Origin of the sequence: Acinetobacter sp. YQ_14 (assembly GCF_043102985.1) — a bacterium.
In the GTDB taxonomy this organism is placed as follows: domain Bacteria; phylum Pseudomonadota; class Gammaproteobacteria; order Pseudomonadales; family Moraxellaceae; genus Acinetobacter; species Acinetobacter venetianus.
In genome coordinates, this window is sequence record NZ_JBICJJ010000019.1 from 25,126 (window position 1) to 39,866 (window position 14,741).

A 14,741-nucleotide genomic window follows, 5' to 3' on the forward strand; every position below is an offset into this window, starting at 1 on the left:
ATAAAAAGCATTACTTTGGATCAATAAAAATTGCGTCAGCTATATCGCCGTAAACATTTTAGCGGCAAGACGATTAGACGGTATTCTACCACAATCTTGTTGTTAGGTAGCATGAGCTCTTATGCCTCTGCTCAAGCAATACACGAGATGTATGCAGACAAAAGCTTTGAAAATGCACTGCAACAAAGCATGGTAGCTGAATTTTCTCTTGCTTATGACGATATTGCAACTGCTCTACACAATTATACTGTGCTAGCTATCCGCAGTAATTCCACAACCATTAAACAACGTGCTTTAGATATCGCATTAGAATATAACGACTTGCAAGCAGCACTAGATATCGCAACACATTGGGTTGAACAAGAGCCGACTGATGTTCCAGCCTTATTCTATTTATCTCATATTGCATTAAAAACCCATGAATATGAACTCGCTGCAGAAACACTCGATAAAATTTTAAATATTGATCCAACTGCCGATTTAGAAGAAATTTTAGCGGGTATCGCACCAGAACAACCACAAGATCGAGATATTTTGCTTAATGCTTTACGTGCAAGTAAAGAGAAAAACAATCCGTCTATTTTGGCATTAATCGCAGGTTTGGAAGCCCAAAATGGCTTGTACGAACAGGCACTGAACAATATCAATCGTGCACTTCGTAAACGCTCCAAATCGACCAGTTTCATTTTAATGAAAGCCAATCTATTAATTGCTTTACAAGATGATGAGGCAACTAAAGATTGGTTCGCTAAAGCAAGCCGTCGTAATAAAGATAATTTAGATATTCGCTTAGCCGAAGCGCGTTACTACATTCAGATTAATGAGCAGAAAGAAGCATTAAGTAAACTTGAAAGTATCATTAAAGATCATCCCGATGCTCAAGAAGCACTTTTTATTGCAGGCTTAACCAGTATTGATTTGAAGCAATATGAGAAAGCTGAACAATATTTAGTTGATCTACGCACATCAGCTAAATATCAAAACGAAGCTTATTATTATTTGGCGATCAATGCCCAGCGTAAACAGCATTATGAAACAGCCAAGGCATATTATCGACTTGTCGATGGCAGTCTCTATATCACCTCTCGACGCAATATGATTGCGATTTTTGATAAGCAAGATCAACTTAATGATGCGCTTCGTTTTCTAACTCAAGAGCGTGTCAATTATCCACAACATGCTAGTTTTCTATATCAAGCCCAAGCTGATATTTTAAAAAAAACGAATAATAAAAAAGCGGCACTGGCATTGCTTGATGAGGCGATTAAGAATCTACCAGATGACCCTGAACTGATTTATGCAGAGGTTTTATTACTCGATCCATTCACCGATCGAGACAAACTAGATAAAACGCTTAAACAGCTTTTAATTATTGAACCCAATAGCCCTACTTATCTGAACGCTTATGCATATACCTTAGCGTTGCAAAACCGCAGGCTTAAAGAAGCTCGTAAATATGCAGAACTTGCACTGGAATATGCACCAGAACAAGCGTCAATTTTAGATACATTAGGCTATATTGCCTTTCTACAAAATGATTTTGAAACTGCAGTTAAAGTGCTCGGACAAGCTTACGCATTGAGCCAAAATGTAAATATCGGCATCCGATATGCAAAAGCTTTGTATATGCAAGGTGCATTAACGCAGTTTAGCGATGTGTTACAGCAACTGAAACAAAATCATGCGAATGCCCCACAATTACAACAACTTGATAGCTTAATCTTACCTGTAACCGTAAAAAAGAGTTAAATCCATGCATTTGTTTTCTAAATTATGCGTTGCAGTATGTAGTAGCAGCGTTCTATTCCTTTCAGGTTGTCAGCATTTCAGCCAACCCAAACAAATCCAGATTGCACCGCAATTACAAAATGAAAATAACTTTAGTCTGCAAGGCAAAATTGGTGTTCGTACACCGCAACAATCTGGCAGTGCATTTTTTACTTGGTTACAGCAGCAAGATCAATTTGATATTGAACTCACTGGTATTTTGGGTGTTGGCAAAACTCAGATTCAAGGCAAACCAGGCGAAGTCACTCTAAATAGCGCGAAAACAGGCTTGATCACAGCGACAACCCCTGAAGAATTATTAGAAAAAGCGACCGGCTGGCAAGCTCCAATTATGCATTTGGCTTACTGGGTTCAAGCCAAACCAGCAACATCAAATGCTCAAGTAACAAATGATGAGCAAAACCGTCTAAAACAACTGATAGAAGATGGCTGGACGGTTGATTTCAGCTATAACGATGCTCAAACATTACCCAACAAGCTGTTGCTCAAACAATCACTTGCAGAAGGTAAAGAAAACCGTATTACAATGGTTATTCAAAACCGATAATTTAGATTCTTTTTTATGATTAGAGTGCCTTCCCCTGCCAAATTGAATTTATTTCTTCACATCACTGGTCGTCGTGAAAATGGGTATCATGAATTACAAACCATTTTCCAACTCATTGATTTATATGACTGGATGAATTTTGAAGCAATTGGTGATGAAGACATTCAAATCGAAGGCTTAGATGACGTTCAACTTGAACAAAATTTAATCTATCGAGCTGCGCAGTTACTTAAACCTCATGCAAAAAAACCATGTGGATTAAATATTCGTATTGAAAAAAATATCCCAATGGGAGCTGGGCTTGGTGGCGGTTCATCGAATGCAGCCACGACTCTGATCGTACTTAATCAACTATGGAAATGTGGGCTTAGTGAACAGCAACTTGCCGATTACGGTGTCAAGCTCGGTGCTGATGTTCCGATCTTTGTTTTAGGTCGAAATGCATGGGCTGAAGGTATCGGTGAACATTTATCATTCATAGACTTAGCTCAAAAAAAATTCATAATATTAAAACCTGACTGTTTTATCAGCACTCAACAGCTTTTTTCGCAAAAAACATTGACAAGAGATTCTAAGATCACTACATTTTGCGCCTATCAGTTACAACCATCTAGTTTTGGAAATAACTTTGAACCTCTGGCTCGACAGTTATATCCTGAAGTAGATGAAGCAATGCGATATTTAGATCAGTTTGGTCTAGCAAAGCTTACAGGTACAGGTGCTTGTGTTTTTTCTGAAGTAACCAATGAAATGAATGTAGAACAGATTTTGCAAAATGTGCCTTGTAAAGCTTACTTGGTTAACAGTTTAGCAGAATCACCTCTCAGACATTTTAAAGTTACACGTTAGGGGCGTCGCCAAGTGGTAAGGCACCGGGTTTTGATCTCGGCATCCGTTGGTTCGAATCCAGCCGCCCCTGCCAATTTTCACCTGTAGATGTATGTAATAATAGGGGCGTCGCCAAGTGGTAAGGCACCGGGTTTTGATCTCGGCATCCGTTGGTTCGAATCCAGCCGCCCCTGCCATTACATATCATCAAATCTAGGGGCGTCGCCAAGTGGTAAGGCAGCGGGTTTTGATCTCGCCATCCGTTGGTTCGAATCCAGCCGCCCCTGCCATATCTTTAAGACAGACTTGTTTTACATCGGTATTTGCTCAAATATATTGACATTATCTTGTAAAACTATTAAAGTTCTGCCGCATTAGGGGCGTCGCCAAGTGGTAAGGCACCGGGTTTTGATCTCGGCATCCGTTGGTTCGAATCCAGCCGCCCCTGCCATATAATAGATTGTTTCTAAATTACCCGTTGGAAAAACTTAAAGTTTTTCCCTTGCGCTCGGTCGAAGTAATGCTTCGCTTAACCCTCGCTCAGGTGCTTCATGCCCAATCTTGTCGTTTTCAGTGGAAGTGCTCATCCACAGTTCGCCCAAAAAGTCGTAAGCCATTTACATATTCCACTCGGTGCTGCTTCTGTAAGCAAGTTCTCTGATGGTGAAATTTCAGTTGAAATTACTGAAAATGTTCGTGGTAAAGACGTTTTTATCGTTCAATCTACTTGTGCGCCTACCAACGATAACCTGATGGAAATCTTGGTTATGGCTGATGCTTTACGTCGCGCAAGTGCTGGTCGTATCACAGCAGTAATTCCGTATTTCGGTTATGCACGTCAAGATCGTCGTCCACGTTCTGCTCGTGTGCCAATTACTGCTAAAGTTGTTGCAGATATGCTAACAACCGTTGGGATCGACCGTGTCGTAATGATCGACTTACACGCAGACCAAATTCAAGGTTTCTTTGATATTCCAGTTGACAACATTTATGGTACGCCAGCGTTATTGGCTGACTTACGTCAACAACAACATGACAACTTGATGGTTGTTTCACCTGACGTAGGTGGTGTTGTTCGTGCCCGTGCTGTTGCAAAACAATTGGGTGATATCGATTTAGCTATCATCGATAAACGTCGCCAAAAAGCAAATGAATCTCAAGTGATGCATTTGATTGGTGATGTGAAAGATCGCGACTGTGTCATTGTTGATGACATGGTAGATACTGCAGGTACGCTTTGCAAAGCTGCTGATGCACTGAAACAGTTTGGTGCTCGTCGCGTTATTGCTTATGCAACTCACCCTGTTTTATCTGGCAAAGCGTTAGAAAACCTTCGTAACTCTGTCATTGATGAACTTGTTGTAACAGACACGATTCCTCTTTCAGAAGAAGCTTCAAAACTCGGTAAAGTTCGCCAAGTTTCTGTTGCTAGCATGGTTGCTGAAACAATTCGTCGTATCAATAACGAAGAATCTATTAGCGCAATGTTCGATAGTTATCTATAATAGCGCAGCTTTTTTTCTTAAACCCTAGTTCGCTAGGGTTTTTCTATCACTAAACTGGTCGCAAGTTTAGTTACTTAACTCTCTGAGGATATGCCCATGGCAAACTTCGTATTAAACGCTCAAGCACGTGAAGAAGCACAACAAGGGAAAGGTTCGAGCCGCCGCCTTCGTCACGCTTCTTTAATTCCAGCTATCATCTACGGTGGCAGCGCTGAGCCTGTAGCAATCACTTTAGAGCTTCGTGAAATCGTTAAAGCTTTAGAAAACAACGCTTTCTTCGAAGAAGTTATCGAAATCAAAATCGGTGACAAAGTTGAAAACGTTAAAATCCAAGCATTACAACGTCACCCAGCTAAAAACACTCCTATGCACGCTGACTTCAAACGCGCATAAGTGTTAAAGGCGTAAATTAGTGTCAAATATTTCGCTAATTGTTGGTTTGGGTAATCCTGGAAAGGAATATGCCCAAACCCGCCATAATGCAGGCTTCTGGTTCGTTGAACAGCTTGCAGATCGTTATGGTATTAATTTAAAAGCTGATCCGAAATTTCATGGATACAGTGGTCGTGGTCAAGTTGAAGGCCATGATGTTCGATTATTATTACCAACCACTTTTATGAACCGTTCTGGTCAAAGTGTTGCCCCTTACGCTAAATTTTATCAAATTGCACCTGAAGCAATTCTTATTGCTCATGATGAACTTGATATGGATCCAGGCGTTATTCGTTTAAAAACAGGTGGTGGACACGGCGGACACAATGGTCTTCGCGATATCGTTCCCCATATTGGCGCTAATTTCCATCGTTTACGTATTGGAATTGGTCATCCAGGTTCAAAAGAACATGTTTCTGGTCATGTGCTAGGCAAAGCTCCAAGCAGTGAACAAGATTTAATGGATGCAGCAATTGATCATGCTCTTTCAAAAGTGAAAATGCTTGTTGACGGACAAGTTTCACAAGCCATGAATCAAATTAATGCTTACAAACCCGCTTAAACTTAAACTGAATTGTTGATCAATCACGCTTGCTATATTGCACTTTTAAGCGCAAAATGCGCATCAAACCGCCTACACCCTGCGGAAAACGTGACAAGTCAACCATAAGATTCCATCTTAGGTCTTACTCAGGAGACGCTAGCCATGCTATCTCGTTTATTAAAATGTAAAATTCACCGTGCAGTTGTGACACATGCAGAGCTTCATTATGAAGGTTCTTGTGCAATTGATGGTGTGTTAATGGACTTAGCAGGGATTCGTGAATACGAAGAAATCCACGTATGGAACGTAACTAACGGCAAACGCTTCACAACTTACGCAATCCGTGGTGAAGATGATTCAGGTATTATTTCAGTTAATGGTGGTGCAGCACATCAAGCTGACGTTGGTGATTTAGTGATTATTGCAACTTTTGGTGATTTCACTGAAGTTGAAGCTAATCTTCACAAACCTCGTCTTGTGTATGCAAATCCAGACAATACAGTGAATCACACAGCAAACTGTATTCCTGTACAAATTGCATAAGCAAAAGATAAAATTTAAAAAGCCAGTCATGATGAACTGGCTTTTTTTATGTCTAAATAAAAGCAAACTTATAAATATTGCATGAAATTAGCTTTTATCTGTTTACGTAATCTGACTTGTAAAACAGGCATATGCTTTATTAAATAAAAAGACAATAAAGATAACTCGAAGAATATGGATATTATAACGACTCTAAGCAAAGCAACGCTTTTTGCTGAACTAGATCAATCTATTTTGTCGACATTGGCGATGCACTGTCATATTCGTCACCTACAAACAGGACAAGAACTTTATAAGGTTAATGATCAAGCTAACTACATCTACATTATTGCTTTTGGCAGAGTAAAATTAGCGACACCTTCAGGTTTAGTTACCTATCTTGGGCGGAATGAAATTGTTGGTGAAACGGGCGTGATCTCAAATCAACCGCATCACGGAACTGTTAACGCATTAAGAGACACAGCTTTAGTCGTTATTCCTAAGCAACAATTCATTGAGTTTATTACCCAACATGCCAATATCTTATTTACTCTCTCTCGCTTGATTATTAGTCGCTCACAACCTGAACTACAGCATATTCATGCGATGAGTCATAGCCGCACGCTTTCAGTAATTCCTGTTTCATCTCAAATACCTGCCACACACCTAGCCGAAAAGCTGACTGAACATTTGCAACGTTGGCCCCATGTTCGTCTAGTCACCGCGGCACATGTTGATGCGTTATTTGGTGAGGGCTTTAGCCAAACACCATTGGACTATAGCGTAGATGATCTTAAGCTCCGACAATGGTTAGCAAGCTTAGAAGAAAAACATTGTTATGTTCTATATGCAGCACATAACAATGAAGATGAATGGACTAAACGCTGTTTACATCAAGCAGATCGTATTCTGATTCTTGCAGAAGCCAATCAAACACCAACTCATACCAAACTGGTCGATGTGCTTAATCAGCATAATTGGCAAAGTCCAATTGAATTAGTGTTATTACGCTCTGAAGGTGACCCCTCTCCTCATACGCTTATTTGGAAAAAGCTTTACCACGCTCGAGCACATTATTTCATTCATCCTTGGGCTCAAGCAGATATTTGTGCCGTCGCTCGACAAATTTCAAGCCAAGGCTTAGGTTTAGTGCTAGGCGGCGGCGGTGCACGAGGTTTTGCGCATATCGGTTTAATTCGCGCACTTGAACAACTGCATATTCCTATTGATATCGTTGGTGGAACTAGTATGGGCGCATTCGTTGCAGCTCTCGTTGCCTGTGGATTTAATAGTGTAGAAATGACGCATATTGCTTATGAAACCTTTGTAGCCAGAAATTATTTAAATGATTACACCATGCCGAGAGTTTCATTGATTCGAGGACAACGCTTTCATGAAAGATTGCACGCAATCTTTGGACAACGAAAAATAGAAGAGTTAAAACAAACCTTTTACTGTATCTCTACTAATCTGACGACAGGTCAAGCCATGATTCATGATCAAGGCGAGCTTGCAACGTGGGTTGGAACCAGTATGAGTGTCCCCGGTGTCGCTCCTCCTGTGGCTTGGCATGAAAATTTACTTTGTGATGGAGGCGTAATTAATAATTTACCGACGGATGTCATGCAAAATCTTGAGAGAGGAACAGTGATTGCTAGTAATGTGAGCTTACATGATGATATCCGCGTTCCCGGTATTGGTTTAGACAAACCCGATCAAAGCGCTTTATTGAATTGGAATAAAATTATTAAAGATAAACTACTACATGCGCCAAGACTCGCCGAAATCTTAATGCGAACCGCAACACTTGCCAGCGACACCATGATTCAAACTGCTGCAATCGAACGTGCCAATTTACATATTCGAATGCCAATTGAAGGTATTGGTATGTTTGACTGGCATAAACTAGACGAACTCGTTGAACGTGGTTATGAACATGCCTTAGAGACCTTATTACCGATTAGAAATACACTCCCGACCAGTTAAACCGAAGTATGAATCTGAAAGCGATTTAATAACTCATCTAAATATTGATAGGTTTCAATATCTAATTGCCTCATGTAAACGTCCAAAATTTTGTGGCACTGTTGTTGTTTAGGAATAGGCATACGTCGCATAATATCGAATGTGACCTCCCATTGTGAGCGTAACAAAGATGCATAAGCAATATGATGCAGTACGAACTCATCGATCTGCGCAATTGCAGTAGCGACAGCCTGCCGTGCTTCATCATACATATAACTTACGATCACCAACATATCAGCCCAAAGATCACAACGATCAGCAGCCTCAACAATACTTTGAATGATCTCCACTTTTCTTAAAGCAGGTAAATTAGCGACAAAACTTTGTGCATTCTCAGATAAACATGCAACTACTGGCAGCATATCCTCCCAAAGCTGATCTTCTTGGGTGGCTTGGATAATCGCATTAATCACCACTTCCCCCTGCTGCACAGCTAAATCCCCAAGCTCCTGTTTTAGTCCATAACTGATATAACTCATCAGTGCCAAAACCTTTGGCCATATCAGCCGTTGCTCAGGATCACCAATAATCAGTAAAGCCTGTTCAATTCGTTGCTTGGGTAAGACATGAACTAAATGATCGATTTGCTCTCTCGATTCAATATAGAATGCAATTTCCAAGAGGTCACTCTCACTTTCAACGATCTGAGCAACATCTTGTAAAACCGAATCAGATAACATGCTGACAAATCGCCCCATCGTGACAAAATCACGTTGCGCCAATAATACCTTGGTAATATCAGTAATTTGATGCGTGGTTAGATACCCCAATAACTCTCTGGCTAATCGAGGATCAAGATGAACAGAAATTGCCGCTACGGTTTTCGGGGGTAAATGCTTTACAATCCGATAAGAACGTTCAGTGGATAAATACACAGCAATTTGCGCCACAATATACGGCTCCAAGAAGTGTTTAACCATAAAAACACTCAGTCCCAGTGGCAGCCAATTTACCCATCCAGCCAAATGCTTAAAACGCATTTTTTGTTGATTTTGTAATCTGTCTAATATCGCAAAACGAAATTGTCTCAAGCTCTCTGGTGCAGTCTGCTGCATGAAAGCCAACTCTTGCTCTGATACATTTAAAATTCTTGCGAGCTTAATGATTTCTGCCTGTACTGCTAATCGAGTCATCGCATCTATCCATGTTATTTTTGTTTGAATAACCAACGTAAAAAGAAAGGTGTCTGGTACAAACTTTGATTCATTTTCTTTTCTTCATTTTGCATTGCTTCAGATAACTTCTGATTGAGCCATGCTAAATCACGATCTGACATTTGAGAAAATGCTTTTAGACTCATGACTGGTCGGTGTAATTGTTGTGCCAAACATTCAATTTCGCTTTTATTGGCTGGGTCCATAAATTCATTACTCCATGTTATTGTTGTTTTATCTAATGAGTTTATGCCGATTGTTGACTGATTACCAGTTTCACAGATTAAATTAAAAAATTGATTTGGTTCGCAACATTATCGTTTTTCATAGAACGATTCATTCTATAAAAAAGTTCCCTTTCACATAATAATTATGGCTATAATCAAAGCACATCGCTTCAGGGCGGGGCGAAATTCCCCACCGGTGGTAAGTTAGGCATGACCTAATCAGCCCACGAGCTTGTATATGTTTTATATATAAGCAGATTTGGTGAGAAACCAAAGCCGACGGTATAGTCCGGATGAAAGAAGACGAAACCTCCAAAACAACTTTGGTTTGTTTTGGTATCCGCTTATTTTTACATCAGTCCTGAAATGTTCAACCGTATCCTATTTACGAGAGCGTTTCATTATGTCGAGTTTAATCCAACCCGAACTTTTCTTTTCAGCCCTTTCCCCTGCTGAACAACGTATTCAACAAGCTTTAGAAGACATCCGCCAAGGTAAACCCGTATTGGTGATGGATGACTTTGACCGTGAAAACGAAGCTGATTTAATAATTGCAGCCGAGACTTTAACCGTTGCAACCATGGCACAAATGATCCGTGATGGCTCTGGTATTGTGTGCTTATGCTTAACAGAAGAACTTGCAGATCACTTAGAACTTCCACCTATGGTTATGGATAATTCTAGCCAATTCAAAACAGCGTTTACGGTCACAATTGAAGCTGCTCAAGGTGTAACAACAGGTGTTTCTGCTAAAGATCGTGTAACCACTGTTTTAGCTGCAACTAAAGGTGGTGCTATTGCAAGTGATCTCAGCCGTCCAGGTCATGTTTTTCCATTACGTGCCCGTGATGGCGGCGTATTAAGCCGTCGTGGTCATACTGAAGGAACTATTGATTTAGCACGTTTAGCAGGTCTGAAACCTTCTGGTGTTCTGTGTGAATTAACAAATCCAGATGGTTCTATGGCTTCCGGCATTCAAGTCTTAGCTTATGCTCAAACACATGGTTTGACTGTGATCAGTATTGATGAACTGGTGCAATATCGCTTAAAACATAATGTTTAATTAAACAAAAAAGCCTCGATCATTCGAGGCTTTTTCCATCTTTTATCATGAAACTTTTCGTTCTGCGTTAATCTGATCCACACATGCAATCAATTGATTAAACTCTGCAATTTGCATCACAGGTTGTGCCTGTAACAACTCTTCAGCCGTTCCATAACCATAGTCCACCGCAATCGTTTCAATTCCATTCGCACGCGCGCCAATAATGTCATATTGACGATCACCAACCATGATACATTCTTGAGCATTTAACTTTTCTTGATCAAGTATATAAGCAATTAGATCAGCTTTATTAGTTCGCTCTCCAGTCAATTCGCTACCATACATTTCGGTAAAGTATTGAGCCAAGTCAAAATGAACTAAAATTTGTTTGGCGTAAATTGTTGGCTTAGCTGTTGCCAAAAATAAAGAAAAACCTTGCGCTTGCAACTGTTGCAAAGTTGCAGCAACTTTTGGATAGACTTCATTCTCAAATAAGCCTGTGACAGAAAACCGCTCACGATAAGCTGCTAATGCCTGTTCAGCGAGAACATCATCTTGTGTATTTAATAATTTTGCTAACGATGCTTTTAAAGGTGGGCCAATCGTCCAATCTAAATCAATATTATCTGCAATTGGCTGACCCAATTTTTCTAGTGCAAACCGAATTGAACGATGAATCCCTTCTTTAGGATCTGTTAATGTCCCATCTAAATCTATCAAAATATATTTGATCGTCATTCGTTCAATCTCTTATCGCCTTACACAACAGTGTCGAGAGTTTCTCGAAACTTCCTTATACTAGCGTATATTGAAGAATAAAAGGAAATTGCAGTGCGACCTACCGTACTTTGTTTTTCAGGTTTAGATCCATCAGGTGGTGCTGGCTTACAAGCTGATATTGAGGCGATTGGACAAAGTGGTGCACATGCAGCAATTGCCTGTACTGCGTTGACCGTGCAAAACTCACAACAAGTGTTTGGTTTTGAAGCAACATCTAAAGCACTCCTACTCGCCCAAGCAAATGCCGTCGTCGGCGATCTTCCGATTAAATGTGTCAAATCGGGCATGTTAGGGACAACTGACAATATTGCAGCACTCGCAACGTTCTTACGTGAGCATCCTGACTACTTGTATGTGCTTGATCCTGTACTTGTTGCCAATAGCGGTGGTTCACTCGGCGATCAAGCAACCTTAGTAAAGGCGTTTGTTGAATTAATTCCTTTAGCAACAGTCATTACACCAAATACCGTTGAACTGCGTGCACTCACTGGTTTAGATGATATCGAACGAGCAACTCAGAAATTATTTGAAATGGGTGCTCAAGCCGTCCTAGTTAAAGGTGGGCATGAAGATACACCTGATCATATTCGAAATGTGCTTTATGCAAATGGAAAAATGATTGCTGAAAGTCGCTGTCCTCGCTTAGAGGGTCAATATCATGGTTCAGGTTGTTCCTTAGCAAGCTTTATTGCTGGACGTTTAGCATTGGGTGATTCATTGAAAATAGCCGTTCAGTATGCTGAAACATGGTTATTCGGTGTATTAAAGAATGCTGAAACACCTGTTCCGAATGGGCAAAAAATTCCAAAACGCTTTTAAAAATAAAAAAAGAATAGAAACCCGAGTTGTTTCTATTCTTTTCGTTCTAACTATTCAGCTCAATAAAGTTTGGGAGTTGCTCAAAACGTCTCAACCAAGCTTGGATGTATGGATATTGATCTAACTCAATCTTACCTTGATGAGCCATCGCCACATAAGGATAACAAGCAATATCTGCTAGCGTTGCTCGACGCCCTACCAACCAATCTTGTTCAGATAAATGTTGATTCATCATCTCTAATACTACATAAGCCTGTTCAGTTGCATGCTCAATCTGTACATGTGGTTTATTTACTAAATAAAAAGCTCGTGCAGCCGCTAAACTAGAAGCAATATTTTGATTCGCAAAAAACAACCACTCTAAAACATGTGCCATTAACATCGGTTCTAATGGAAACCATAACTGTTCCACATCATACTCACGGGCGATGTAACACAGGATCGCCTGAGAATCACGTAAATAAATACCATTATCTTCTAGCACAGGCACTTGCCCTAAAGGATTGAGCGCAAGAAATTCAACTTTCTTTTGATCCTTTGCTTTTAAATCAATGTTGATCTTCTCATAATCTAAACGTAGAAATGAAAGTAACAATCTAATTTTATAGCAATTTCCTGATATGGTCGTATTATAAAGTTTCATACTATGCTTCTTTTTAAAATTATGAAAAAGGCGCTAAATGCGCCTTTTCTATTACTTTGAAATTATTGCGGAATACGCAACACCTGACCTGGGAAAATTTCATCAGGACTTTTGAGCATTGGTTTGTTTGCTTCAAAAATTTTCGGATACTGATTTGCATCACCATACATTTCTTTTGAAATCTTAGATAAATTATCACCAGATTTCACTGTATAAAACTTACTTTCAGGCTCAGGCGTTTCTACCGTCATTTGATCATCAACTTGTGCAACATGATCAATATTACCTACAGCAAGAATAATTTTTTCTTTATCGGCTTGGCTTTTCACCTGACCTTTAATTACGGCTGTATCAGTATTTCCATTATAAGTAACTGATAGGCCTTCAACACCTAAACCTAAACTTTTAATCAAACCTAATAATTTATTTGCGACTTCCTGAGCAGAAGGTTCAGCTGGAGTTGCTGGTGCAGCTTGTGGTTCTGCTGGCGCTGTATTTTTCTTACCAATACCTTTCACAAAATCAAAAAGACCCATTGTTATTTCCTCTGTAATTATTGATTAAGCATAGTCGAAACAGACTCACAATTAGTTATACCGAAAAAATGAAGCATGCGAGTTTCAATTTAACGAGGTCTTGTAAACATATGTATATACGCTAAAACTTATATAAAACTCGCAGATTCACGTATTTTTAAATACAAAAAAGCCACCTAACGGTAGCTTTTAACCTGCTCAAAATACGGTGTAATTTAAGCATTTTCTCCCACAATATTGGTCATATAATCAATTGCAGATTGAACCGTGATGATTTTTTCTGCTTCTTCATAAGGAATTTGGATACTAAACTCCCCTTCCAAAGCCATAATCAGCTCAACAACAGCCAACGAATCAGCACCTAAATCATCTGTAAAAGATGCACTAGGCACAACCTCATCTGCATCTACACGAAGTTGCTCAATGATGATCTCTTTAATACGCTCTGCTATATTCATAAAATTCCCTTTTGTTGTTATGGTTTAATCAATTATTTTTAAATAGCATAAACTTTATACACTCAAATAAATTCTTTGCATATTTATCATTTATTTTTTCTTGTAAAAAAATTTATATTTACTCAAATAAAAATTAAACATATAAAAAGTTATCTTACGGTAGCCTTTGATCGTTAAATTGGATTATACGATTACATATCGTCTCCAACAGTAGTTCTTATATAGTCAATTACAGCTTGGACTGTCGTAATTTTCTCGGCATCTTCATCTGGGATTTCAAAGCCAAATTCTTCTTCAAAACCCATGAGCAATTCAACGAGATCCATAGAATCAGCCCCTAGGTCATTGACAAAAAGTGCACTAGGTACGACCTTTTGCTCTTCTACACCAAGTTTTTCAATAATAACTTTTTTAACTCGCATTTCGATACTCATAATATTTCCTTTTGTTGTTATGATTTAGTCTGTTATTTTAAATTGAATAAAATTTATACACCTAAATAAATCCTTTTCATGTTGATCGTTTATTTTTTCTTGTAAAGATATTTATATATCTATCCAGTTAAAAAGTTGAACAGATAAAAAAGCCACCTTTCGGTGGCTTTTGATCATGCAATATGATTAACCAAGTTTTTTGGTTACGTAATCAATTGCAGATTGAACAGTTGTGATTTCGTTTGAATCTTCATCTGGAATCGTGATGTCAAAATCATTTTCAAAAGACATTACAAGTTCAACCAAATCTAAAGAGTCAGCACCTAAGTCATCCATGAAAGATGCTTCGTTTTTAATCTCTTCAGCACGCATACCTAATTGTTCAGCTACTGCTTGTTTGATGCGTTGTTCGATATCGCTCACAGGAATTCTCCTCATTGCTTGTGGCGTTTTA

The 14,741-nt window shown here is 39.2% G+C and carries 18 protein-coding genes, 4 tRNA genes and 1 riboswitch; of the genes, 14 read left to right on the forward strand and 8 right to left on the reverse strand.

Going from position 1 to position 14,741, the window contains the following annotated elements:
• Positions 1–30: 30 nt before the first annotated feature.
• The 12 genes from ACF8D3_RS08990 (at position 31) to ACF8D3_RS09045 (ending at position 8,152) form a co-directional block, all read left to right on the forward strand.
• Entirely contained in the window at positions 31–1,749 is a 1,719-nt protein-coding gene (locus ACF8D3_RS08990; protein WP_392471178.1) for a tetratricopeptide repeat protein, read from the forward strand.
• Positions 1,750–1,753: 4 nt separating this feature from the next.
• Complete coding sequence (gene lolB / locus ACF8D3_RS08995) at positions 1,754–2,335, forward strand: lipoprotein insertase outer membrane protein LolB (RefSeq protein ID WP_392471179.1); 582 nt, start codon at positions 1,754–1,756, stop codon at positions 2,333–2,335.
• Positions 2,336–2,350: 15 nt separating this feature from the next.
• Positions 2,351–3,184, forward strand: coding sequence for a 4-(cytidine 5'-diphospho)-2-C-methyl-D-erythritol kinase (gene ispE, locus ACF8D3_RS09000; RefSeq protein WP_392471180.1), 834 nt, complete (start codon positions 2,351–2,353; stop codon positions 3,182–3,184).
• Positions 3,183–3,257 (forward strand) — tRNA-Gln (locus ACF8D3_RS09005). The genes ispE and ACF8D3_RS09005 overlap by 2 nt, the downstream gene beginning before the upstream one ends.
• Before the next feature lie 28 nt (positions 3,258–3,285).
• Positions 3,286–3,360 (forward strand) — tRNA-Gln (locus ACF8D3_RS09010).
• Positions 3,361–3,378: 18 nt separating this feature from the next.
• A tRNA-Gln gene (locus tag ACF8D3_RS09015) sits at positions 3,379–3,453 on the forward strand.
• Between the two features lie 86 nt (positions 3,454–3,539).
• Positions 3,540–3,614: transfer RNA gene (locus tag ACF8D3_RS09020), tRNA-Gln, on the forward strand.
• Positions 3,615–3,714: 100 nt separating this feature from the next.
• The gene (locus tag ACF8D3_RS09025) at positions 3,715–4,668 is read left to right on the forward strand and encodes a ribose-phosphate pyrophosphokinase (protein WP_061397995.1); all 954 of its coding nucleotides are present in this window, start codon (positions 3,715–3,717) and stop codon (positions 4,666–4,668) included.
• A gap of 96 nt (positions 4,669–4,764) precedes the next feature.
• A complete protein-coding gene (rplY, locus tag ACF8D3_RS09030) occupies positions 4,765–5,061 on the forward strand; it encodes a 50S ribosomal protein L25 (protein WP_004881142.1) in 297 nt (98 codons plus the stop codon).
• 19 nt (positions 5,062–5,080) lie between these two features.
• The gene (gene pth, locus ACF8D3_RS09035; RefSeq protein WP_392471182.1) at positions 5,081–5,662 is read left to right on the forward strand and encodes an aminoacyl-tRNA hydrolase; all 582 of its coding nucleotides are present in this window, start codon (positions 5,081–5,083) and stop codon (positions 5,660–5,662) included.
• Positions 5,663–5,806: 144 nt separating this feature from the next.
• Positions 5,807–6,187, forward strand: a complete 381-nt coding sequence (gene panD / locus ACF8D3_RS09040; protein ID WP_004655255.1) for an aspartate 1-decarboxylase — start codon at positions 5,807–5,809, stop codon at positions 6,185–6,187.
• 174 nt (positions 6,188–6,361) lie between these two features.
• Positions 6,362–8,152 carry a patatin-like phospholipase family protein gene (locus ACF8D3_RS09045; protein ID WP_392471184.1) on the forward strand — a complete coding sequence of 597 codons (1,791 nt, stop codon included), beginning with the start codon at positions 6,362–6,364 and terminating at the stop codon, positions 8,150–8,152.
• On the opposite strand, the gene ACF8D3_RS09050 is transcribed toward ACF8D3_RS09045, so the two are convergent.
• Together ACF8D3_RS09050 and ACF8D3_RS09055 are read right to left on the reverse strand one after the other, a co-directional pair.
• Complete coding sequence (locus ACF8D3_RS09050) at positions 8,149–9,324, reverse strand: hypothetical protein (protein WP_392471185.1); 1,176 nt, start codon at positions 9,322–9,324, stop codon at positions 8,149–8,151. The two genes, ACF8D3_RS09045 and ACF8D3_RS09050, sit on opposite strands and share 4 nt — an antisense overlap.
• A 14-nt stretch (positions 9,325–9,338) precedes the next feature.
• Positions 9,339–9,551, reverse strand: coding sequence for a hypothetical protein (locus ACF8D3_RS09055; RefSeq protein WP_136457681.1), 213 nt, complete (start codon positions 9,549–9,551; stop codon positions 9,339–9,341).
• Between the two features lie 184 nt (positions 9,552–9,735).
• Positions 9,736–9,881: riboswitch (FMN riboswitch) on the forward strand.
• Between the two features lie 94 nt (positions 9,882–9,975).
• Between ACF8D3_RS09055 and ribB the strand changes: the two genes are divergently transcribed.
• Positions 9,976–10,635, forward strand: coding sequence for a 3,4-dihydroxy-2-butanone-4-phosphate synthase (ribB, locus tag ACF8D3_RS09060; RefSeq protein WP_392471186.1), 660 nt, complete (start codon positions 9,976–9,978; stop codon positions 10,633–10,635).
• 45 nt (positions 10,636–10,680) lie between these two features.
• On the opposite strand, the gene ACF8D3_RS09065 is transcribed toward ribB, so the two are convergent.
• A complete protein-coding gene (locus ACF8D3_RS09065) occupies positions 10,681–11,355 on the reverse strand; it encodes an HAD-IA family hydrolase (protein ID WP_392471187.1) in 675 nt (224 codons plus the stop codon).
• Positions 11,356–11,448: 93 nt separating this feature from the next.
• Here ACF8D3_RS09065 and ACF8D3_RS09070 point away from each other — a divergent pair, with 93 nt between their 5' ends.
• Positions 11,449–12,216: a hydroxymethylpyrimidine/phosphomethylpyrimidine kinase gene (locus tag ACF8D3_RS09070; RefSeq protein WP_392471188.1), complete on the forward strand. Its 768-nt coding sequence runs from the start codon at positions 11,449–11,451 to the stop codon at positions 12,214–12,216.
• A 46-nt stretch (positions 12,217–12,262) separates the two neighbouring features.
• Here the strand turns inward: ACF8D3_RS09070 and ACF8D3_RS09075 are convergent, their stop codons facing one another.
• The 5 genes from ACF8D3_RS09075 to acpP (ACF8D3_RS09095) all read right to left on the reverse strand — a co-directional run bounded on the left by ACF8D3_RS09075 (position 12,263) and on the right by acpP (ACF8D3_RS09095) (position 14,710).
• Positions 12,263–12,859: a glutathione S-transferase family protein gene (locus ACF8D3_RS09075; RefSeq protein ID WP_061393287.1), complete on the reverse strand. Its 597-nt coding sequence runs from the start codon at positions 12,857–12,859 to the stop codon at positions 12,263–12,265.
• A gap of 62 nt (positions 12,860–12,921) precedes the next feature.
• Complete coding sequence (gene lysM / locus ACF8D3_RS09080) at positions 12,922–13,395, reverse strand: peptidoglycan-binding protein LysM (RefSeq protein ID WP_004881155.1); 474 nt, start codon at positions 13,393–13,395, stop codon at positions 12,922–12,924.
• Between the two features lie 215 nt (positions 13,396–13,610).
• Positions 13,611–13,853 carry an acyl carrier protein gene (acpP, locus tag ACF8D3_RS09085; protein WP_004881157.1) on the reverse strand — a complete coding sequence of 81 codons (243 nt, stop codon included), beginning with the start codon at positions 13,851–13,853 and terminating at the stop codon, positions 13,611–13,613.
• A gap of 191 nt (positions 13,854–14,044) precedes the next feature.
• Complete coding sequence (gene acpP / locus ACF8D3_RS09090; protein WP_392471190.1) at positions 14,045–14,287, reverse strand: acyl carrier protein; 243 nt, start codon at positions 14,285–14,287, stop codon at positions 14,045–14,047.
• A gap of 186 nt (positions 14,288–14,473) precedes the next feature.
• Positions 14,474–14,710 (reverse strand): acyl carrier protein, encoded by a 237-nt coding sequence (gene acpP / locus ACF8D3_RS09095; RefSeq protein WP_004655272.1) that lies wholly within the window; start codon positions 14,708–14,710, stop codon positions 14,474–14,476.
• Positions 14,711–14,741 lie beyond the last annotated feature (31 nt).